The organism is Pseudomonas sp. WS 5410 (assembly GCF_012985645.1).
GTDB lineage: Bacteria > Pseudomonadota > Gammaproteobacteria > Pseudomonadales > Pseudomonadaceae > Aquipseudomonas > Aquipseudomonas shahriarae.
Map to the genome: position 1 here is coordinate 214,905 of NZ_JAAQWS010000004.1, position 20,111 is coordinate 235,015.

Here is a 20,111-nt window from a genome sequence, read left to right on the forward strand (position 1 = left end):
ATTCCCTATGTTGCATATCTTCTGTCCTCACTGTGGTGAACTGCGCTCCGAAGAGGAATTCCATGCCTCCGGCCAAGCGCATATCCCGCGCCCGCTGGACCCGAATGCCTGCACCGATGAAGAGTGGGGCGACTACATGTTCTTCCGCGATAACCCCCGTGGCCTGCACCACGAACTGTGGATCCATGCCGCCGGTTGCCGCCAGTACTTCAACGCGACCCGCGACACCCTGACCTACGAAATTCTTGAAACCTACAAGATCGGTACCCAGCCGCAATTCACCGCCAAGGCTTCTGGAGAGAAGGTATGAGCCAGATCAATCGCCTGTCCAACGGTGGCCGCATCGACCGTAATAAAGTCCTGACGTTTACCTTCAACGGCCAGAGCTACAAAGGCTTTGAAGGCGACACGCTGGCTGCCGCCTTGCTGGCCAACGGTGTGGATATCATCGGCCGCAGCTTCAAGTACTCGCGCCCGCGCGGCATCTTCGCCGCCGGCGCCGAAGAGCCGAACGCGGTGCTGCAGATCGGTGCCACCGAAGCCACGCAGATCCCTAACGTGCGCGCCACGCAACAGGCGCTGTACCAGGGCCTGGTCGCCACCAGCACCAACGGCTGGCCGAGCGTGAACAACGACATGATGGGCATACTCGGCAAGGTCGGCGGCAAGCTGATGCCGCCGGGTTTCTACTACAAAACCTTCATGTACCCGCAATCGTTCTGGATGACCTACGAGAAGTACATCCGCAAGGCCGCCGGGCTTGGTCGCTCGCCGACCGAGGACGATCCGGACACCTACGACTACATGAACCGCCATTGCGACGTGCTGATCGTCGGCGCCGGCCCTGCCGGCCTGGCAGCGGCCCTGGCCGCTGCGCGCAGTGGCGCGCGGGTGATCATCGCTGATGAGCAGGAAGAGTTCGGCGGGTCGTTGCTCGATTCGCGCGAAAACCTCGACGGCAAGCCGGCGACCGAATGGGTCGCCAGTGTAATCGCCGAGCTCAAGGCCCTGCCAGACGTGGTGCTGCTGCCTCGCGCTACCGTCAATGGTTATCACGACCATAACTTCCTGACCATCCATGAGCGCCTCACCGATCACCTCGGTGACCGTGCGCCGATTGGCGTGGTGCGCCAGCGTATTCACCGTGTGCGTGCCAAGCGTGTGGTGCTGGCGACCGGCGCGTGTGAGCGTCCACTGGTGTACGGCAACAACGATGTGCCGGGCAATATGCTCGCCGGTGCAGTTTCGACCTACGTGCGCCGTTACGGCGTGGCGCCGGGTAAAAAACTGCTGCTGTCGACCAACAACGATCACGCTTACCGTGTGGCGCTGGATTGGTTCGACGCTGGCCTCACCGTGGTCGCGGTGGCCGATGCACGCCACAACCCACGCGGCGCGCTGGTGGAAGAAGCGCGCGCCAAAGGCATTCGCATCCTCACCGGCAGTGCCGTGATCGAAGCCCGTGGCAGTAAGCATGTGACCGGCGCCCGTGTGGCCGCCATCGACGTCAAAGCACATAAGGTCACCAGCCCCGGCGAGTGGCTGGACTGCGACCTGGTGGCCAGCTCCGGCGGCTATAGCCCGGTGGTGCACTTGGCTTCGCACCTGGGCGGCAAGCCGACCTGGCGTGAAGATATCCTCGGTTTTGTACCGGGCGAAGCGCCGCAGAAACGTGTGTGCGTGGGTGGGATCAACGGTGTCTACGGCTTGGGTGATTCCCTGGCCGATGGCTTTGAAGGCGGCGTGCGCGCGGCCAGCGAGGCCGGGTTTGCTCCGGTGGAAGGTACGCTGCCCAAGGCCCTGACGCGCCTGGAAGAGCCGACCCTGGCCCTGTTCCAGGTGCCTCACGAAAAAGCCACTGCACGGGCGCCCAAGCAATTTGTCGACCTGCAGAACGACGTCACCGCCGCCGCCATCGAACTGGCGACCCGCGAAGGGTTCGAGTCGGTGGAGCACGTCAAACGCTACACCGCGCTGGGCTTCGGCACCGACCAGGGCAAGCTGGGCAACGTCAACGGCCTGGCCATCGCGGCCCGCTCGCTGAACGTGACCATCCCGCAGATGGGCACCACCATGTTCCGCCCCAACTACACGCCGGTAACCTTCGGCGCGGTAGCGGGCCGGCACTGTGGGCACATCTTCGAGCCGGTGCGCTACACCGCGCTGCAAGCCTGGCACGTGAAAAACGGCGCCGAGTTTGAAGATGTCGGCCAGTGGAAACGCCCGTGGTACTTCCCGCGCAACGGTGAAGACCTGCATGCGGCAGTCAAGCGCGAATGCCTGGCCGTGCGCGACAGCGTCGGCCTGCTGGACGCCTCGACCCTGGGTAAAATCGACATTCAAGGTCCGGATGCCCGCGAGTTCCTCAACCGCATCTACAGCAACGCCTGGACCAAGCTCGACGTGGGCAAGGCGCGCTACGGCCTGATGTGCAAGGAAGACGGCATGGTCTTCGACGACGGCGTGACCGCCTGCCTTGCCGACAACCACTTCCTGATGACCACCACCACGGGCGGCGCCGCCCGCGTGCTGCAGTGGCTGGAAATCTACCAGCAGACCGAGTGGCCGGACCTCAAGGTGTACTTCACCTCGGTCACCGACCACTGGGCGACCATGACCTTGTCCGGGCCCAACAGCCGCAAGCTGTTGAGCGAAGTCACCGATATCGACCTGGACAAGGACGGCTTCCCGTTCATGACCTGGAAAGAAGGTTTGGTGGGCGGCGTGCCGGCGCGGGTGTTCCGTATCTCGTTTACCGGTGAGCTGTCCTATGAAGTCAACGTGCAGGCCGACTACGCCATGGGCGTGCTGGAACAGATTGTCGAGGCTGGCAAACAGTACAACCTGACCCCGTATGGCACCGAGACCATGCACGTACTGCGGGCCGAGAAGGGCTTCATTATCGTCGGCCAGGACACCGACGGCTCGATGACCCCGGACGACCTCAACATGGGCTGGTGTGTGGGCCGCACCAAACCGTTCTCGTGGATCGGCTGGCGCGGGATGAACCGCGAAGACTGCGTGCGCGAAGAGCGCAAGCAACTGGTGGGCTTGAAGCCGATTGACCCGAAAGTGTGGCTGCCTGAGGGCGCGCAGCTGGTGTTCGATCCGAAGCAGAGCATCCCGATGAAGATGGTCGGCCACGTGACCTCCAGCTATGCGCACAACTCCCTCGGCTATTCGTTTGCGATGGCGGTGGTCAAGGGCGGCTTGAAGCGTATGGGCGAGCGGGTGTTCTCACCGCAGGCGGATGGCAGTGTGATCGAAGCGGAGATTGTGTCTTCGGTGTTCTTTGACCCGAAAGGCGAGCGCCAGAACATCTGATAGACCGAGGTGCGGCCTTCGCGAGCAAGCCCGCGCCCACTGGGGAAATGCATTCCGAAATGTGGGAGCGAGCTTGCTCGCGATGGCGGCAGAAGCCGCACAACAGAATTCAAGAAAGGTGCTTTATGACCGCAGCCAATGTGTACCAACAACGCCCCACCACCGGCGCCAAGGCCGAGTCGTCGCTGCACCATGCCGACCTCGCCAGCCTGGTCGGCAAGGGGCGCAAGAACGCCGGCGTGATCGTGCGTGAAAAGAAACTCCTCGGCCACCTGACCCTGCGCGGCGATGGCCACGATGCCGCGTTCGCCGCTGGCGTGCACAAGGCCCTGGGCATCGAACTGCCGGGTGCCCTGAGCGTGATCGTCAAAGGTGAAACCAGCCTGCAATGGCTCGGCCCGGATGAATGGTTGCTGATCGTGCCGAGCGGTGAGGAATTTGCCGCCGAGCAAAACCTGCGCGCGGCCCTGGGGGATTTGCATATCCAGATCGTCAACGTCAGCGGCGGCCAGCAGATCCTCGAACTGAGCGGCCCGAACGTACGCGATGTGCTGATGAAATCCACCAGTTACGACGTGCACCCCGACAACTTCCCGGTGGGCAAGGCCGTGGGCACGGTGTTCGCCAAGTCGCAACTGGTGATCCGCCATACCGCTGAAGACACCTGGGAACTGCTGATTCGTCGCAGCTTCTCGGACTATTGGTGGTTGTGGCTGCAGGATGCCTCGGCCGAATACGGCCTGAGTGTCCAAGCCTGAGCAGATGGGCTGTTGTGGCGAGGGGGCTTGCCCCCGTTGGAGCGCGCAGCGGTCCCGGTAAGGTTACTGCAGTTTTTCTGAAAGAACCGAGTGGCTGATTTCAGGGCTGCTTCGCAGCCCAACGGGGGCAAGCCCCCTCGCCACAAAGGCCTGAGGATTCAAGTATGAGCCGCGCACCCGATACATGGATTTTGACCGCCGACTGCCCCAGCGTGCTCGGCACGGTGGACGCGGTCACCCGCTATCTGTTCGAGCAGGGCTGCTACGTCACCGAGCACCATTCGTTCGATGACCGCCTCTCCGGGCGTTTTTTTATCCGCGTGGAATTCCGCCAGCCCGACGACTTTGACGAGCAAGGTTTCCGCGATGGCCTGGCCACCCGCGGCGAAGCCTTTGGCATGATCTTCGAGCTGACGGCGCCGAACTACCGGCCAAAAGTGGTGATCATGGTGTCCAAGGCCGATCACTGCCTCAACGATCTGTTGTACCGCCAACGCATCGGCCAATTGTCGATGGACGTGGTCGCAGTGGTGTCCAACCACCCCGATCTCAAGCCATTGGCCGACTGGCACCAGATTCCTTACTACCATTTCCCCCTCGACCCCAATGACAAACCGTCCCAAGAGCGCCAGGTGTGGCAAGTGATTGAAGAGACGGGGGCCGAACTGGTGATCCTTGCGCGCTACATGCAAGTGCTGTCGCCGGAGCTGTGCCGCAAGTTGGATGGCAAGGCGATCAATATCCATCACTCGTTGCTGCCGGGGTTCAAGGGCGCCAAGCCGTATCACCAGGCATACAACAAAGGGGTGAAGTTGGTTGGCGCCACTGCGCATTACATCAATAACGACCTGGACGAAGGCCCGATCATCGCCCAGGGCGTGGAAGTGGTGGATCACAGCCACTATCCCGAGGACCTGATTGCCAAGGGGCGGGATATCGAGGGGCTGACATTGGCGCGGGCGGTGGGGTACCACATTGAGCGACGGGTGTTCTTGAACGCCAATAGAACGGTGGTGCTCTGACTGACGCCATCGCAGGCAAGCCAGCTCCCACAGGGTGATATATGAACCCTGTGGGAGCGGGCTTGCCCGCGATGAGGCCCTCACAAACAACGCAAAAACAGCATCTGTAACCCGAGCACTCAAACGCGCTGCCCATCCAAAGGGGCAACGCAGTTCCATAAAAACAACAGCGAGGTGAAAGCATGTCTGGTAATCGTGGTGTCGTGTATCTCGGCAACGGTCAGGTCGAAGTACAGAAAATCGACTATCCCAAAATGCAGGACCCCCGTGGCAGGAAGATTGAACACGGCGTTATCCTGCGCGTGGTCTCCACCAATATCTGCGGCTCCGACCAACACATGGTGCGCGGCCGTACCACCGCCCAGACCGGCCTGGTGCTCGGTCACGAAATCACCGGCGAGGTGATCGAGAAGGGCAGCGACGTCGAGAACCTGAAACTCGGCGACCTGGTGTCTGTGCCGTTCAACGTTGCTTGCGGCCGCTGCCGCTCCTGCAAGGAACAACACACCGGCGTATGCCTGACCGTCAACCCGGCCCGTGCCGGTGGTGCCTACGGCTACGTGGACATGGGCGACTGGACCGGCGGCCAGGCCGAGTACGTGCTGGTGCCCTACGCCGACTTCAACCTGCTGAAACTGCCGGATCGCGACAAGGCCATGGAGAAAATCCGTGACCTGACCTGCCTCTCCGACATCCTGCCCACCGGCTACCACGGCGCGGTCACTGCGGGCGTTGGCCCTGGCAGCACCGTGTACATCGCCGGTGCCGGTCCCGTAGGCCTGGCCGCTGCCGCTTCCGCACGCTTGCTGGGGGCGGCGGTGGTGATCATCGGTGACGTCAACCCGATCCGCCTGGCCCACGCCAAGGCCCAGGGCTTTGAAATCGCCGACCTGTCCACCGACACCCCGCTACACGAGCAAATCGCCGCGCTGCTTGGCGAGCCGGAAGTGGACAGCGCCGTTGACTGCGTGGGCTTTGAAGCCCGCGGCCATGGCCATGACGGCGTCAAGGCCGAAGCCCCGGCCACGGTGCTCAACTCACTGATGGGTGTGGTGCGTGTGGCGGGCAAGATCGGTATTCCCGGCCTGTACGTCACTGAAGATCCAGGGGCGGTGGATGCCGCCGCAAAAATGGGCAGCCTGAGCATTCGTTTCGGTCTGGGCTGGGCCAAGTCCCACAGCTTCCACACCGGCCAGACCCCGGTGATGAAGTACAACCGCCAGTTGATGCAGGCGATCATGTGGGACCGCATCAACATCGCGGAGATCGTGGGTGTGCAGGTGATCAGCCTGGATGACGCGCCGCGTGGTTATGGCGAGTTCGATGCAGGTGTGCCGAAGAAGTTTGTGATTGATCCGCACAAGCTGTTCAGCGCGGCTTAACAGCAACAACCACTCACCAATGTGGGGGCTGCGGGAGCTGGGGCCCCACATTGGCGATTGGGTGTCTGGGGATCAGCGGATCGCCAGCGCACCCTGGTACACCATAGGGCCGGTAGGCTGCTTGCTCACCGAGCCACCCTTGGTTTCCGAACTGACCATCAATTCCACCGGCTGGCTGATAGTTTCCTGCTGACGTGGGTTGAGGCCGATGATGCCTTTGCCATCCTCCGGCAACAGGCCCAAAGACACCGGCGTGCCGCCTGCAGGCAGGGCCCACAGTTCGAGGCTGCGGTCCGGTTCCGGCGCAGTGGCCGCAATCGGCTGGACTTCCAGGTAATCCTTGTGCGCCATGATTTGCGCCGCCGGCTGTTGGGTGCTGCTGACCAGGGTCGCTGCAGACTTGACGCTGTCCTGGGTATAGAGCGCGCCGCCGATACCGGCAACCACCACCACGCAGACGCCGATGAACAGGCGCGGGCGGGTCCAGAATGAGGGCTTGTGCTCGATCACTGGGGGTTGGGACGCAGTCATAAGGCTCTTCCTGACAAGTTTTGTAGTGTGTTGATTGACCCTGTGGCTGGCGATGGGTTCCTAGTGGCAGTTTGATGGTGTCGGTTTTTGGGGCTTTTCTGAACAAATCTGTGAGCTGGAACAACCGGTGGGATGCTGGGTCAAACGGCTGCTTTAGCTCCTACATTTACGAGGTTGTCTCGATGAAGATTTCACGCGGTTTTGCCCTGTCCTGCCTCCTGACCGTGGCGGCCAGCCCGGTATTTGCAGCAGGCTTCAGCCTGGGTGATGTGGCCAACGCCGTTGCTGGCGCCCAGGGCACCAACAAGGCTGCCGCCGCTGCGCCGAGCGCACAAACCGCAGGTTTGCTGGGGGCGTTGACCAAACAGTTGAATGTCACCCCGGAGCAGGCCGTCGGTGGCACCGGTGCGATGTTGGGCCTGGCCAAGAACCAACTCAGCAGCACTGATTATTCGCAGTTGGGCAAAAGCGTGCCGGGCCTGGATAAGCTGTCGGGTGGCAACGCTTTGGGCAGCCTTGGCGCCTTGAGCGGCATGCTCGGCCAAACCGGTGGCAGCAAGACCAGCGGCCTCGATGGCCTGTTGGGGAACGTCAAGGACACCAACGATCTGAACACTGCGTTCAGCGCCTTGGGCATGGACAGCGGCATGATCGGCCAGTTTGCCCCGGTGATCCTGCAGTACCTGGGTGGCCAGGGTGCCGACAGTTCAGTACTGGGCAAGCTAGCCGGCATCTGGGGGGCGGGGAGCTGAAAAACACCTCGGTGTGAAGTCATCCAGGGAACTGAGCGGTCGGCTCTAACCACTGATCTACACCCGCCTGGAACTCGGCCTTCTCCTCCCCCAGCGAGGGGGCTCCAGACCGGGTGTCGTTCCCTTTAAGGAGATCTTCCAATGAGCGAATCAACAATATCGCGCAATTCATTCCCGGTATTTGGGAAACCCCCGGTCGACTACAGCAAGATGACCAGGGAGGAGTTCGAGAAGGCTGCAGGCATGAAGTTCATGTCTTACGATGAAATGATCAACGGCAATAAGCCTGATTCGGAGTCGGGTAATGCCTCGGGTAAGAAGCCCGATTCGGGATCGGGTAAGACCTCTGGTCTGAAGTTCATGTCTTACGATGAAATGATCAACGGCAATAAGCCTGACTCGGAAACGGGTCGTGTCTCCGGCGGCGCGGACGCCTCCGGGAGCGTTGCCGGTGTGGGTTTTAGTGCCGGTGCTGGGGCATCGATCAAGTTTTAAATGAACCAGCCTGCCAGGTGGCCGTCACGGGTTGCGACGAGTCACCTGATAAGCTCATCAAGGCGCGCATCCTTCTCCAGCCAGAGCTGGTTGACCCAGTTCTGGACGCTCTGGCGAAACGCCGGATCATTCTCGTAATCCCCCTGCCACAACGCCGGATCCAGCTCGCGGGTGCGGATATCAACAATCACCCGGGGCACCGCGCCGCTGATCAAATCCCAGAACCCTGGAATCCTGTCCTGTGGGTAGACCACGGTCACGTCGAGGATCGCATCCAACTGCTCGCCCATGGCCGCCAGTACAAATGCCACGCCACCGGCCTTGGGCTTGAGCAGGCGAGTGAACGGCGAGTTCTGCTGGGCCCGCTTGGCCTCGGTAAAGCGCGTGCCTTCCAGGTAGTTGACCACCGTCACCGGCTGGCGCTTGAACAGCTCGCAGGCCTGTTTGGTGATCTTCAGGTCCTGGCCCGCCAGTTCCGGATGCTTGGCCAGGAACGCCTTGGTGTAGCGCTTCATGAACGGGTAATCCAGGGCCCACCAGGCCAGGCCCAGGAACGGCACCCAGATCAGCTCCTTTTTCAGGAAGAATTTGAAAAATGGCGTGCGCCGGTTGAGGGTCTGGATCAGCGCCGGGATATCCACCCAGGATTGATGGTTGCTGATCACCAGGTACGAGGTATCGACCCTCAGCCCGGTATCGCCGCGAATATCCCATTGGGTGGGGATACACAGGGCAAAGATCAGCTTGTCGATCTCGGCCCAGGTCTCGGCAATCCACATCACGGCCCGGGAGGCATAGTCCCGTGACCGCCCGGGCGCCACCAGCTTGAGCAGGGCGAAGACCATCAGCGGGCCGATCAGGATCAGCGTGTTGAGTAACAGCAGCAGTGTGACGAAACAGCCGGTGAGCAGGCGGCGCATAAGGAACTCTTGCAAACGGTTGGACGGGCCATGATAAGCAGCTTGAGTCTAGAGGCCAAATCGCAAATGACCTGACGAATGTTTCACTTTGTGTTGCGTATGCTGGGTAACGATCCAACTTCGGGCTGTGTTTGCAGTCTAGTATTGGCCTACTTACCTTCAAGGAAACCTCCTACGTGAAATCCCTCCTTGCCCTGTTAGCCGTGGTTGCCCTGCCCGTGATGGCCGCCGAGCCGACCCTGTACGGGCGCTACGAATATATCCAGTTGCCGGAAATCGGCGAGACCTTCAAGGCCAAGATGGACACCGGCGCGCTGACCGCCTCGCTGTCGGCCCGCGACATCCAGACCTTCACCCGCGATGGTGAGGACTGGGTGCGGTTCCGTCTCAGTGGCAAGGATGTGAGCAACAAGGTCTATGAACACAAAGTGGCGCGCATCAGCAAGATCAAGAACCGCGCCGACGAAGATGAAGACAAGGAAGACACCAGCGTGGCCAAGCGCCCGGTGGTGGAGCTGGAAATGTGCCTGGGCAACGTCAAGCGCACGGTGGAGGTCAACCTCACCGACCGCAGCAGCTTCAACTACCCGCTGCTGATCGGCGCCAAGGCTCTGCGCGAGTTCGGCGCTGCGGTGAACCCGGCCCGGCGCTACACCGCCGACAAACCGGACTGCTGATTGACGCCGCACAAGGCATGGGGCACCGTTCACCTTTAGCTCCCAGTGCTCGGACGCCATGCCCCATATCCTGATTGTCGAAGACGAAGCGGCGATAGCCGATACGCTGATTTTTGCCCTGCAGGGCGAAGGCTTCGCCACCACCTGGCTGACCCTCGGCCAGGCCGCGCTGGAGCATCAGCGGCAGACCCCGGCAGACATGCTGATCCTCGACATCGGCCTGCCGGACATCAGCGGCTTTGAAACCTGCAAGCAACTGCGCCGCTTCAGCGAAGTGCCGGTGATGTTCCTCAGTGCCCGCGACGGCGAGATCGACCGCGTGGTGGGCCTGGAAATCGGCGCCGACGACTATGTGGTCAAACCCTTCAGCCCACGGGAAGTGGCGGCGCGGGTCAAGGCGATCCTCAAGCGCGTGGCACCGGTGGCAGTGCCGGCCAGCGGCGGGCTGTTCCAGGTGGACCACGAGCGGGTGCAGATCCAGTATCGCGGCCAGTTGCTGGGCCTGACTCGCCATGAATTCCGCCTGCTCAATTGCCTGCTGGAACAGCCCGAACGGGTATTCAGCCGCGAGCAGTTGCTGGATGCGGTCGGCGTGGCGGCCGATGCCGGCTACGAGCGCAATATCGACAGCCATATCAAAAGCCTGCGTAGCAAGCTGCGGGGCGTGGTTGCCGAGGCCGAGCCGATCCAGACCCATCGCGGCCTGGGCTACAGCTACAGCCCGAGCCACGCCTGATGCGCCTGGGGCTGCGGATTTTCCTGGTGTATGCGCTGTTTATCGGTCTGACCGGTTACTTTGTGCTCAACACCGTCATGAAGGAAATCCGCCCCGGCGTGCGTCAGTCCACTGAAGAAACCCTGGTGGACACCGCCAACCTGCTGGCGGAAATCCTGCGTGATGATGTGAAGAACGGCACCCTTGGTCAAAGCCACTGGCCCACCGTGCTCAAGGCCTACGGCGAGCGCCAGCCGGGGGCAACCATCTGGGGCCTGGCGAAAAACCAGGTCAACCACCGCATCTATGTGACGGACGCCAAGGGTGTCGTGTTGCTGGATTCCAGCGGTACGGCGGTGGGCCAGGACTACTCGAAATGGAACGATGTGTACCTGACCCTGCGCGGCGAGTACGGCGCCCGCTCGACCCGCAGCGATGCCGATGACCCGGCATCCTCGGTGATGCACGTGGGCGCGCCGATCCGCGATAACGGGCAGATCATTGGCGTGGTCACGGTGGCCAAGCCCAACAGCTCGCTGCAGCCCTATGTCGACCGTACCGAACGCCGCCTGCTGTGGTACGGCGCCGGTCTGGTGGCGCTGGGCTTGCTGCTGGGGGCCCTGTTGTCCTGGTGGTTGAGCGCGGCGCTACGGCGCCTGACCACTTATGCCCAGGCGGTCAGCGAAGGGCGCCGCGCCGAGTTGCCGCATTATCGTGGCGGCGAGTTGGCGCAGTTATCCACCGCTGTGGAGCACATGCGCACGCAACTGGAAGGCAAGGCCTATGTCGAGCGTTATGTGCACACCCTGACCCACGAACTGAAAAGCCCGTTGGCGGCGATTCGCGGTGCGGCGGAACTGTTGCAGGGGGAAATGACAGTCGCCCAGCAGCAGCGGTTCGTCGGCAATATCGCCAGTGAAAGCGCGCGCTTGCAGCAGTTGATCGAACGCCTGCTGAACCTGGCCCAGGTCGAGCAGCGCCAGGGCTTGGAGCAGCAGATTTCGGTACCGTTGGCCGCCTTGGTCGATGAGGTCCTCAAGGCGCAATGTGCGCGGATCGAGCAGGCCGGGTTGCAGGTCGAACGTCTGATCGAAGCGGACGTAAAGCTGTTTGGCGAGCCGTTTCTGCTGCGCCAGGCCCTGGGCAATCTGCTGGAAAATGCCCTGGACTTCACCCCACCCGGCGGCACGCTGCGTTTCAGCGCCCAGGTGCGGCACCATGCTGTGGATGTGCGCCTGTTCAACCAGGCCGAACCGATCCCCGAATACGCCCTGCCACGCCTGAGCGAGCGTTTCTATTCCCTGCCGCGCCCGGTCAGTGGCCGCAAAAGCACCGGCCTGGGCCTGAACTTTGTCGAAGAAGTGATGAAGCTGCACGGCGGCTCATTGCAGATTGGCAACGTGCCGGGTGGCGTGGAAGTGGTGCTGCATCTCCACACAGTCTCCACATTGCCCTCATAAATCCCCCACAGGCCGCCGCCAGACTCTCCCCATCAAAACAGGGAGAGACCCATGAACCGCAGTCTGCTATTCAAACTGGGCGCCATCGCGCTGCTGATCCTGCTATTGCTGATTCCGTTGCTGATGATCAACGGCATCATCAACGAGCGCCAGGAACTGCGCGACGGCGTCGTGATGGACATTGCCCGCAGCTCCAGCTACAGCCAGCAGGTCAGCGGGCCATTGATGGTGGTGCCGTTTCGCAAGACCGTGCGTGAGTGGAAGCTCAACGAAAAACTCAACAAACGCTATGAAGTGCTCAGCGAAGAACAGGGCCGCCTGTACTTCCTGCCGGAGCAGTTCGAGCTCGATGGGCAGGTGCAAACCGAACTGCGGGCGCGAGGAATCTACCAGGCGCGGCTGTTCCATGCCGACAACCGCATCAGCGGCCGCTTTGTGCTGCCGGCGCAAATGGGCATCAAGGAGGGCTTTGCCGATTACAAGTTTGGCCAGGCATTTTTGGCGGTCGGTATCAGCGATATCCGCGGCATTGAAAACGCCCTGAAACTGGAACTGGGCAGCCAGCGCCTGGAGTTTGCCCCGGGCACCCAAGTGAGCTTTCTCGGCGCTGGCGTACACGTGATGTTGCCGACCCAGGACAGTAAGAACCCCGCGCCGCTGGATTTTGCCTTCGACCTGCGCCTGCAGGGTACCGAGCAACTGCAGGTACTGCCGGTGGGCAAGACCAGCAAGGTCAAGCTGGCCTCCAACTGGCCCCATCCGAGCTTTGTCGGCAACTTCCTGCCGGCGCAGCGTGAGATCAACGACCAAGGCTTCAGCGCCAACTGGCAGACCTCGTTCTTCTCCACCAACCTTGAGGAATCGTTGTACGGCTGTGTGGTTGGCAGTCGCTGCGAGGACTTCAACGAACGCAGCTTTGGCGTGAACTTTATCGACCCGGTGGACCAGTACCTCAAGAGCGACCGCGCGATCAAATATGCGCTGCTGTTCATCGCCCTGACGTTCGCCGGTTTCTTCCTGTTTGAAGTGCTCAAGAGCCTGGCGGTGCACCCGATCCAGTATGCGTTGGTGGGGGTGGCCCTGGCGTTTTTCTACTTGCTGTTGCTGTCGTTGTCCGAGCATATCGGCTTTGCCCTGGCGTACCTCATCTCGGCCAGTGCCTGTGTGTTGTTGATCGGTTTTTACGTGTGCCATGTGTTGCGCAGCGTGGCCCATGGGCTGGGGTTTTCGACGGGGTTGGCGGCCCTGTATGGCTTGCTGTACGGGTTGTTGAGTGCCGAGGACTACGCGCTGTTGATGGGCTCGCTGTTGTTGTTCGGGCTGCTGGGTACGGTGATGGTGCTGACGCGCAAACTGGACTGGTATGGGGTGGGCAAGCGTAAGGCGGCCGAGTTGGAGGTGATGCAATGATCGGGCTACGGGAGGATCAGCGGGAGAAGGCACAACTGGTGGGAAAAATTAACGCGCTGTTTCCGGAGTGGCGCGACACCTTTGTGGCTAATGGCCTTGTTGTGGCGAGGAGGCTTGCCCCCTCGCCACAACAAGCCTCGCTCGCCACCCATAACGGGTTGCTACAGGAATCAGGTCGGCGGCTGGGTCGCCAACATTGACGGCCGCTGACTGACCTCGGCGTACCAGGCGGCCAGTTTGGGATTGCTTGAACGCCACTGCAGGTCGGGGTGGCGGAAGTCCACATACGCCAGGGCGCAGGCGACGCTGATCGCGGCGATGTCGAAATGGCTGGCCAGTTCAGCGATAGCGTCCTGTTCCAATTCGGCCAGGGCGCGGCGGATTTTGTTGCGCTGCTCCTGCAGCCAGCTATCCCAGTGTTTGTCGGCCGGGCGCATGGCGGTTTCATAGCGTACCAGTACGGCCGCGTCCATGATCCCGTCGGCCATCGAGGCCAGGGTCAGGCGGCGCCAGCGGGCCGAACCGTCCCGGGGGATCAGCGGGTTGCCGACATGCTGGTGGTCGAAGTAGTCGAGGATCACCCGGCTGTCGTGCAACACATTGCCATCGGCCAGGCGCAGGGCCGGGATCTTTCCCAGCGGGTTGCCCTCGTTCAACGCGGTGATCGGGTTGACCGGCGTGACCAGCACAGTCTCCAGGACAACGCGGTCTTGCTGGCCGGTTTCGTGGAGCAGTACCAGGACTTTGCGGACAAACGGCGAGGCAGGGTTGTGGAACAAGGTCATGCTGGGCGCGAACATGGGCAATCCTCGGAAAGGGTCGGCCATAGACTAGACAGTTGCGAGGTGACTGGCGAGGGGGATCTTGGTTGTTTTTGCGGGCCTCATCGCAGGCAAGCCAGCTCCCACATTTTGATGTGTGAACACTGGCAACTGTGGCAGCTGGCTTGCCTGCGATGGCGTCCTCACGGTCGCCGCAGCAACCCCCAGACACCGATTGCCGCCGGGATCCCCAGCCCAACCCAGCTCAGGGAATCCCAACCCCCATCCCCCAGCAACGCCGCAAACAGTCCGGCAGCACTGAGCAGCCCGATCCCGAGCGGCACCCCGAACACCTTCCAGAAATTCGATTGCCTTGGCCTCATGAATTGGCCGCCTTGCGCCGCACCAGCCACAGGTATACGCCGCTGCCCAGCACGATGATGGTCAGCACATCCAGCACCGCCCAGAGGATTTTCATCGGCATGCCGCCATAGTCGCCAAAGTGCAGGGGCTGGGACATGCCCATGGCGTCCATGTACCACGGCCGCCCGGCCACGGCGGTGACGCTCAGGTCGCTGGCGTCGATCAGCACCGGGGTCAGCAGGTGCGAGGTCAGGTGCGTGCTGCCTTTCATAAACACTGCGTAATGGTGCTCGCTGGAAAAGCGCGTACCGGGGAACGCAATAAAGTCTGGGGTCATGCCCGGCGCGGCCTGCTCAGCAATTTTCAGCAGGTCGGTGGCCGGCGCACGCGAGGTCAGCGGTGGCGCGTTCTTATAGGGCTCGATCATCGCGGTGAGGCTGTCACTGCGCCATGCGGCGATGATCAAGTCGGCACTGGCGCTGATCACCCCGGTGACGCCCACCACCAGGGCCCAGGTCAGGGTGACAACGCCGATCAGGTTATGCAGGTCCAGCCAGCGCAGGCGTGTGGACTTGTCCTGGCGCACCGTGGCGAACTTCAAGCGCCGCATAAAGGGCAGGTACAACACCGTGCCGGAAACAATCGCCAGCACAAACAGCACGCCCATAAAGGCCAGCAGCAACTTGCCCGGCAGGCCGGCGAACATATCCACATGCAGGCGCAGCAGGAACATCGTCAAGCCGCCATTGGCCGACGGCATCTCCACGCTTTCCCCGGTGCGCGCATCGAGCATAAAGGTGTGGGACGAATTGGGCTCGGTGCCGGCGGTGGCCGCCATGATCGCAACCACCCCGTTCTTGTCGTCCTCATCCCAGGCCAGGTACTGCATGGCTTCGCCCGGGCGATGGGCCTGGGCCTTGGCCACCAGTTGCTCAAGGTTGAGCTGCGGAGTATCGGCCGGCATCTGCTTGAGCTCGGGTTCGTTGCCCAGCAGGTGATCGATCTCGTGGTGAAAGATCAACGGCAAGCCGGTCAGCGCCAGCATCAGCAGGAACACGGTGCAGATCAGGCTGGTCCAGGTGTGGATGAAGGACCAGCGGCGGATGGTTGTGCTTTTCATTTTCTAGCCTTCAGACACACCAAAGCCGCCCACGGGGCGGCCTGGTTGTTAACTCAGCCGATTACCACTGGTAAGTGGCACTGGCGACGACGCTGCGCTGATCACCGTAGTAGCAGTAGGAGGCATCACAGGTGGAGATGTACTGCTTGTCGAACAGGTTGGTGGCGTTCAGTTTTACCGAGGCACCTTTGAGGCTGTTGTCCAGGCGGCCGAGGTCGTAATGCACCGCACCGTCGAATACGGTGTAGGCATCAGCCTTGCCTAGCCAGGTATTGCCTTGGTCGCCGTAGGTGTTGCCGGTGTAGCGGGCCCCAAAGCCGATACCGAAACCGTCGAGCACACCGTCGTGCCAGGTGTAGTCGGTCCACAGGGAGGCTTGCTGGTTGGGTATCAGTTGCAGGCGGTTGCCTTTGTAGATGCCTGTTTGCACCTCGGATTTGGCCAGGGTGTAGGCGGCGATGACCTTGAGGTTCTCGGTCACGTCAGACACCGCTTCCAGTTCCAGGCCCTTGACCTTGACTTCGCCGGCCTGGTCGGTGATCGACTCGCCAGCCGAGCCGAATCGAGTGACCAGCACGTTTTTCTGGGTCAGGTCATAGACCGCCGCGCTAAGCAGGGTATTGGAGCCAGGTGGCTGATACTTGACCCCCAGTTCCCACTGCTTGCCTTCGGTAGGTTTGTACGACTTGACCGGGTCGACGCTGGCGTTGCTCGCTGGCTGGAATGATTCGGCGTAGGACAGGTACGGTACAAAACCTGAGTCGAACACATAACTCAGTGCCGCGTTGCCACTGAAGTTCTTGCTGCGGTCGGTGTTGGTCGCGTCGCTCTTGTTGAGGTACGTGGTGCCTTGATGCACCCAGTCTTCACGGCCGCCCAGGGTCAGGCGCCATTTGTCCAGGGCCATCTGGTCTTGCACGTAGAGGCCGGTCTGGACGGTTTTTTGGTCGTAGTCGTAGTACGCATCTTTGCGCGCCGGGCGCTCAATTGGCTGCCCATAAACTGGTTTGTAGATGTTAACGGTCCCGGCGCCGCCGAAAATGGACAGATAGGAGGAATTAGTGCGCTGATGATCCAGGCCTATCAGCACAGTGTGGTTGATATTGCCGGTAGCGAAGTCGGCCTGGAAATTGTTGTCCACTGCAAACTGAGCGATGTCCTCGTCCACATTGGTCGAGGAACGGCTGATGTTGCCCTCAGCATCTACCTGGGACCAGCCGTGGGCACCGACAGTCAGCTGCTGAAACGACAACTCCGACTTGGTGTAACGCAGGTTTTGCTTGAACTGCCAGGTATCGTTGAAACGATGTTCAAAGGCATAGCCCAATGCGTAATAGGTACGGTCGTAGAACTCGTAGTCCGGGTCACCCAGGTTCTTATGGTGCGAGACCTCACCCAGCGGTGATTTGATCTTGGTGCCCACGATCGGCAGGAACTGGCTGGTGGCGCCGGTATCGTCGCGAGTGAACTGCGAGAGCACGGTCAGCTTGGTATCGGGATCAATGTTCCAGGTCAGGCTGGGCGCAATGTTGTAGCGCTTGTTGTCGATGTGATCGACCTGGGTGCCGGCATCGCGCACCACGCCGCTTAGGCCATAAAGAAACTGACCTTCATCGTCAATCTTGCCGGTGCTGGCGAAGTTGATCTGGCGATAGTTGTCGCTGCCGTATTGCACCTGGATGGCATTGCTCGATTCCGCGCTGGGGCGCCGGCTGACCATATCCAGCAGACCGCCTGGCGGGGTCTGGCCGTAGACCGACGAGGCCGGGCCGCGCAGTAGGGCGAGACGATCAAGGTTCCAGGTTTCCGCTTTCGGGTTGGCGTACACACCGCGAGGCAATGGCAGGCCATCGAGGAAATGGGTGGGTTCGAAGCCACGCACACGCATCCAGTCGTAGCGGGTATCACTGCCGTAGCTGGCGGACACGATTCCCGGCATGTATTTGACCGCGTCATCCAGGTTCTGAACGTTGCGGTCCAGCATTTGCTGGCGGGTGGCCACGGAAATCGAGCGGGGTGCTTCTACCAGGGCCGTATCAGTCTTGCTCCCCGCCGCCGTCCGCGTAGCAACATAACCCTCCACCGGCCCCCACGCGCTCTCGTAATTCCCCTGCCCGGTGATATTGGTCTCCGGCAGCGACACCACACCCTCTGGAATTGCCACCAGGGTGTAAGTGCCTGCGCTGCTCTGCTCCAACTGCAACCCCGTCCCACGCAGGGCCTCGCGCAGTGCGCCCGGTGCATCGAACTGGCCCTTGACCGGGGCCGAGGTCTTGCCGGCGGCCAGTGCCGGGCTGAGGGTCAGGGGGAGGCCAGCCTGGCTGGCGATCTGGTTCAGGGTGCTGGCCAATGGCGCAGCCGGCAGGTTGTAGGCGCGCACACTGGACGCCTGTTCGGCGGCGAACAGCGAGGTGCTGGTCAGCGGGGCGCTGAGGGCGATGGCCACGGCTAGCAGGCTGGGGCGCAACAAGGTGTCTAATGTGCGGGACATAGGGTGGCTCCGGAATGGAAATATTTCTCAATTGCCTAGGTGCCGGACGAGAATCAAAAAGTGATAGGGCCAAGTGAAAATAAATCTGTGAATGCTCACGCGCTCTTCGTAGTTTTTGCAGTCGGCGAAGCGATTGAGGTTGAGCGCACCGGCCACCCCGCAGCGCAGTCGGCATTCAGCGGCCAGCGCCTCGGCAGCGGGGGCGCAGAGGGCTTTGTTTTCGACATTGCCTTTATTCAATTATTGCTAACGGAACCGTCTGGCACGGGCCTGGCGGCCACGTTAATCCACCACGGCGTATGTTGCTCGATCTGCACCGGCAGGGTCGGCAGCAGCGCGTTAAGCGCCAGCGTGGTGTCGTGCAGCGGGAAGCTGCCGGTGATGCGCAGGTCGGCGACGTTTTTATCCACACCCAGGTAGCCGGTGCGGTAGCGCGCCAGTTCCTCGACCACATCCCCCAGCCGCGCGTTGTCCACCACCAGCATGCCGCGGGTCCAGGCGTCGGTGCCGGGGGTTACGGCCAGCAACGGGCCGAGGCTGTTACGGCGCATCAGCACTTGCTGGCCTTCCTTGAACACCTGCTCCTGGTGCAACGCCTCGGGCTGCGCCGCAACCGCCGACTGCAACACGCTGAGCCGCGTGCCGTCGTCCTCGCGCTTGACGATAAACCGCGTACCCAGGGCGCGCAGGCTGCCGTCGCGGGTCTCGACAACAAAGGGGCGCCCATCGTTGTGCCCGGTTTCGACGAAGATCTCACCTTCCTGCAGCACGATTACTCGGCGCTTTTCGTCAAAACGCACGTCAATGGCGCTGTGGGTGTTGAGGTTGATCAGGGTGCCATCTGCCAGTTTCAGCGTGCGCTGTTCACCGGTGGCGGTGCGTTGGTCGGCCAGCCAGTAGTTGATCGGCACGTAGCGCTGGCCGGCGAACACCGCCAGGCCGCAGACCAGCACCACACTGGCCAGGCCGCTGCCGAGCTTGCGCACCCGTTGCCGAATGCCTTCGCGCGATTGCAGCAGCGCCGCCCGTGCCGGGCCGCTGGCCACGCTGAAGCGCTGGTCGAGCATGCCCAGTTGGCGCCAGGCGCGGGCGTGTTCTTCGCTGCTGGCCAGCCATTTGTTGAATGCTTCATGCTCCACGGGGCTGCTGTCCCCGGAGTCCAGGGACAGTTGCCAGGCAATCGCCGCATCCAGCACCCGTGCGCTGACCGGTCTGGAACTGACCTGGCTCACAACGGCTGGCCATACAGGGCGATGTAGCACTGGCGAATCCCCTGGGCCAGATATTGCCGTACCCGGGGCACCGACACGCCGAGGCGCTGGGCGATTTCGGCGTGGCCCAGGCCGTCCAGGCGGTTATAGAGGAACGCGGCGCGGGCCTTGCTGGACAGCTTGCCGAGCAAGCGGTCGATGGCTTTGAGGTCTTCGAGGATCAGGTGCTGTTCTTCCGGGGAAGGCTGTTCGCTTTCCGGGATCAGCATCAGTTCGGTGAGGTAGGCCTGTTCCAGCGCGGCGCGGCGAAAGTAGTCGAACAACAGGCCCTTTGCGACAGCCACCAGAAACGCCCGGGGTTCGCGGGGTTCACGCAGTTCTTCACGGCCCAGCAGGCGCATGAAGGTGTCCTGGCTCAGGTCCTCGGCACGACTGGGGCAGGCCACGTTGCGCCGCAGCCACGCCAGCAGCCAGCCGCGATGGTCACGGTACAACGTGCCAACAAGCTCACTGTGGGGACTTTGGGCTGACGACAAGGCATCACCAATCGAGATGTTTAAACTAACGAGAATTATTCGCGATTGTGGCAGAGGTGGCGGATGGGTGCAATTGGCGTTGGTCGGGCGGGACGGATGTTGCTGAGGGGGCTTGCTCCCGTTTCAGGGCCGCTTCGCGCCCCAACGGGAGCAAGCTCCCTCGCCACAGGTTACCGATTGTCT

The 20,111-nt window shown here is 61.8% G+C and carries 20 protein-coding genes; 11 read left to right on the forward strand and 9 right to left on the reverse strand.

The window, feature by feature from the left end; genetic code table 11:
* The first annotated feature begins 7 nt into the window (after positions 1-7).
* The 5 genes from HBO24_RS08600 to fdhA all read left to right on the forward strand — a co-directional run bounded on the left by HBO24_RS08600 (position 8) and on the right by fdhA (position 6,486).
* Positions 8-310 (forward strand): sarcosine oxidase subunit delta, encoded by a 303-nt coding sequence (locus HBO24_RS08600; RefSeq protein ID WP_057440270.1) that lies wholly within the window; start codon positions 8-10, stop codon positions 308-310.
* Positions 307-3,324 carry a sarcosine oxidase subunit alpha gene (locus HBO24_RS08605; protein ID WP_170059555.1) on the forward strand — a complete coding sequence of 1,006 codons (3,018 nt, stop codon included), beginning with the start codon at positions 307-309 and terminating at the stop codon, positions 3,322-3,324. Before HBO24_RS08600 ends, HBO24_RS08605 begins: the two co-directional genes overlap by 4 nt.
* A 125-nt stretch (positions 3,325-3,449) precedes the next feature.
* Positions 3,450-4,082 (forward strand): sarcosine oxidase subunit gamma family protein, encoded by a 633-nt coding sequence (gene soxG, locus HBO24_RS08610; protein ID WP_057440271.1) that lies wholly within the window; start codon positions 3,450-3,452, stop codon positions 4,080-4,082.
* Between the two features lie 164 nt (positions 4,083-4,246).
* Entirely contained in the window at positions 4,247-5,104 is an 858-nt protein-coding gene (purU, locus tag HBO24_RS08615; RefSeq protein ID WP_057960830.1) for a formyltetrahydrofolate deformylase, read from the forward strand.
* Between the two features lie 182 nt (positions 5,105-5,286).
* Positions 5,287-6,486, forward strand: coding sequence for a formaldehyde dehydrogenase, glutathione-independent (gene fdhA / locus HBO24_RS08620; RefSeq protein WP_032858631.1), 1,200 nt, complete (start codon positions 5,287-5,289; stop codon positions 6,484-6,486).
* Between the two features lie 72 nt (positions 6,487-6,558).
* Here the strand turns inward: fdhA and HBO24_RS08625 are convergent, their stop codons facing one another.
* Entirely contained in the window at positions 6,559-7,017 is a 459-nt protein-coding gene (locus tag HBO24_RS08625) for an anti-sigma factor (RefSeq protein WP_057440273.1), read from the reverse strand.
* Positions 7,018-7,199: 182 nt separating this feature from the next.
* Here HBO24_RS08625 and HBO24_RS08630 point away from each other — a divergent pair, with 182 nt between their 5' ends.
* Together HBO24_RS08630 and HBO24_RS08635 are read left to right on the forward strand one after the other, a co-directional pair.
* Positions 7,200-7,769, forward strand: coding sequence for a DUF2780 domain-containing protein (locus HBO24_RS08630; RefSeq protein ID WP_115129163.1), 570 nt, complete (start codon positions 7,200-7,202; stop codon positions 7,767-7,769).
* A gap of 141 nt (positions 7,770-7,910) precedes the next feature.
* Positions 7,911-8,264, forward strand: coding sequence for a hypothetical protein (locus HBO24_RS08635; protein WP_170059556.1), 354 nt, complete (start codon positions 7,911-7,913; stop codon positions 8,262-8,264).
* 41 nt (positions 8,265-8,305) lie between these two features.
* Here HBO24_RS08635 and HBO24_RS08640 read toward each other — a convergent pair whose 3' ends face one another.
* Positions 8,306-9,184: an acyltransferase gene (locus HBO24_RS08640; protein ID WP_057960827.1), complete on the reverse strand. Its 879-nt coding sequence runs from the start codon at positions 9,182-9,184 to the stop codon at positions 8,306-8,308.
* A gap of 176 nt (positions 9,185-9,360) precedes the next feature.
* On the opposite strand from HBO24_RS08640, the gene HBO24_RS08645 reads away from it, so the two are divergent.
* Genes HBO24_RS08645 through creD form a run of 4 tightly spaced genes read left to right on the forward strand, consistent with a single transcriptional unit; the run spans position 9,361 to position 13,446 of the window.
* Positions 9,361-9,861: an ATP-dependent zinc protease gene (locus tag HBO24_RS08645; protein ID WP_057440275.1), complete on the forward strand. Its 501-nt coding sequence runs from the start codon at positions 9,361-9,363 to the stop codon at positions 9,859-9,861.
* Between the two features lie 58 nt (positions 9,862-9,919).
* Complete coding sequence (creB, locus tag HBO24_RS08650) at positions 9,920-10,597, forward strand: two-component system response regulator CreB (protein ID WP_170059557.1); 678 nt, start codon at positions 9,920-9,922, stop codon at positions 10,595-10,597.
* The gene (creC, locus tag HBO24_RS08655; RefSeq protein WP_115129161.1) at positions 10,597-12,036 is read left to right on the forward strand and encodes a two-component system sensor histidine kinase CreC; all 1,440 of its coding nucleotides are present in this window, start codon (positions 10,597-10,599) and stop codon (positions 12,034-12,036) included. The genes creB and creC overlap by 1 nt, the downstream gene beginning before the upstream one ends.
* 51 nt (positions 12,037-12,087) lie before the next feature.
* Positions 12,088-13,446, forward strand: coding sequence for a cell envelope integrity protein CreD (gene creD / locus HBO24_RS08660; RefSeq protein WP_115129160.1), 1,359 nt, complete (start codon positions 12,088-12,090; stop codon positions 13,444-13,446).
* A gap of 170 nt (positions 13,447-13,616) precedes the next feature.
* Here creD and HBO24_RS08665 read toward each other — a convergent pair whose 3' ends face one another.
* The 7 genes from HBO24_RS08665 to HBO24_RS08695 all read right to left on the reverse strand — a co-directional run bounded on the left by HBO24_RS08665 (position 13,617) and on the right by HBO24_RS08695 (position 19,928).
* On the reverse strand, positions 13,617-14,246 hold the full coding sequence (locus HBO24_RS08665) for a glutathione S-transferase (protein WP_115129158.1): 630 nt from the start codon (positions 14,244-14,246) through the stop codon (positions 13,617-13,619).
* A 164-nt stretch (positions 14,247-14,410) separates the two neighbouring features.
* Complete coding sequence (locus HBO24_RS08670; RefSeq protein ID WP_057960823.1) at positions 14,411-14,590, reverse strand: hypothetical protein; 180 nt, start codon at positions 14,588-14,590, stop codon at positions 14,411-14,413.
* A complete protein-coding gene (locus HBO24_RS08675; protein WP_115129157.1) occupies positions 14,587-15,690 on the reverse strand; it encodes a PepSY-associated TM helix domain-containing protein in 1,104 nt (367 codons plus the stop codon). The genes HBO24_RS08670 and HBO24_RS08675 overlap by 4 nt, the downstream gene beginning before the upstream one ends.
* Before the next feature lie 61 nt (positions 15,691-15,751).
* On the reverse strand, positions 15,752-18,181 hold the full coding sequence (locus HBO24_RS08680) for a TonB-dependent siderophore receptor (protein WP_115129156.1): 2,430 nt from the start codon (positions 18,179-18,181) through the stop codon (positions 15,752-15,754).
* Positions 18,182-18,208: 27 nt separating this feature from the next.
* Positions 18,209-18,421 (reverse strand): hypothetical protein, encoded by a 213-nt coding sequence (locus HBO24_RS08685; protein ID WP_115129155.1) that lies wholly within the window; start codon positions 18,419-18,421, stop codon positions 18,209-18,211.
* On the reverse strand, positions 18,418-19,413 hold the full coding sequence (locus HBO24_RS08690) for a FecR family protein (RefSeq protein WP_057440282.1): 996 nt from the start codon (positions 19,411-19,413) through the stop codon (positions 18,418-18,420). Before HBO24_RS08690 ends, HBO24_RS08685 begins: the two co-directional genes overlap by 4 nt.
* Positions 19,410-19,928 carry an RNA polymerase sigma factor gene (locus tag HBO24_RS08695; RefSeq protein WP_057440283.1) on the reverse strand — a complete coding sequence of 173 codons (519 nt, stop codon included), beginning with the start codon at positions 19,926-19,928 and terminating at the stop codon, positions 19,410-19,412. The genes HBO24_RS08690 and HBO24_RS08695 overlap by 4 nt, the downstream gene beginning before the upstream one ends.
* Between the last annotated feature and the right edge of the window lie 183 nt (positions 19,929-20,111).

Excerpts from the sequence above, each read along its gene's own strand:
- HBO24_RS08635 (WP_170059556.1), top strand. The coding sequence starts at position 7,911 with ATGAGCGAATCAACAATATCGCGCAATTCATTCCCGGTATTTGGGAAA.
- HBO24_RS08665 (WP_115129158.1), bottom strand. The coding sequence starts at position 14,246 with ATGTTCGCGCCCAGCATGACCTTGTTCCACAACCCTGCCTCGCCGTTT.
- HBO24_RS08640 (WP_057960827.1), bottom strand. The coding sequence starts at position 9,184 with ATGCGCCGCCTGCTCACCGGCTGTTTCGTCACACTGCTGCTGTTACTC.
- fdhA (WP_032858631.1), top strand. The coding sequence starts at position 5,287 with ATGTCTGGTAATCGTGGTGTCGTGTATCTCGGCAACGGTCAGGTCGAA.
- creC (WP_115129161.1), top strand. The coding sequence starts at position 10,597 with ATGCGCCTGGGGCTGCGGATTTTCCTGGTGTATGCGCTGTTTATCGGT.
- HBO24_RS08605 (WP_170059555.1), top strand. The coding sequence starts at position 307 with ATGAGCCAGATCAATCGCCTGTCCAACGGTGGCCGCATCGACCGTAAT.
- HBO24_RS08600 (WP_057440270.1), top strand. The coding sequence starts at position 8 with ATGTTGCATATCTTCTGTCCTCACTGTGGTGAACTGCGCTCCGAAGAG.
- creB (WP_170059557.1), top strand. The coding sequence starts at position 9,920 with ATGCCCCATATCCTGATTGTCGAAGACGAAGCGGCGATAGCCGATACG.
- HBO24_RS08675 (WP_115129157.1), bottom strand. The coding sequence starts at position 15,690 with ATGAAAAGCACAACCATCCGCCGCTGGTCCTTCATCCACACCTGGACC.
- purU (WP_057960830.1), top strand. The coding sequence starts at position 4,247 with ATGAGCCGCGCACCCGATACATGGATTTTGACCGCCGACTGCCCCAGC.
- HBO24_RS08625 (WP_057440273.1), bottom strand. The coding sequence starts at position 7,017 with ATGACTGCGTCCCAACCCCCAGTGATCGAGCACAAGCCCTCATTCTGG.
- HBO24_RS08680 (WP_115129156.1), bottom strand. The coding sequence starts at position 18,181 with ATGTCCCGCACATTAGACACCTTGTTGCGCCCCAGCCTGCTAGCCGTG.
- HBO24_RS08670 (WP_057960823.1), bottom strand. The coding sequence starts at position 14,590 with ATGAGGCCAAGGCAATCGAATTTCTGGAAGGTGTTCGGGGTGCCGCTC.
- soxG (WP_057440271.1), top strand. The coding sequence starts at position 3,450 with ATGACCGCAGCCAATGTGTACCAACAACGCCCCACCACCGGCGCCAAG.
- HBO24_RS08630 (WP_115129163.1), top strand. The coding sequence starts at position 7,200 with ATGAAGATTTCACGCGGTTTTGCCCTGTCCTGCCTCCTGACCGTGGCG.
- creD (WP_115129160.1), top strand. The coding sequence starts at position 12,088 with ATGAACCGCAGTCTGCTATTCAAACTGGGCGCCATCGCGCTGCTGATC.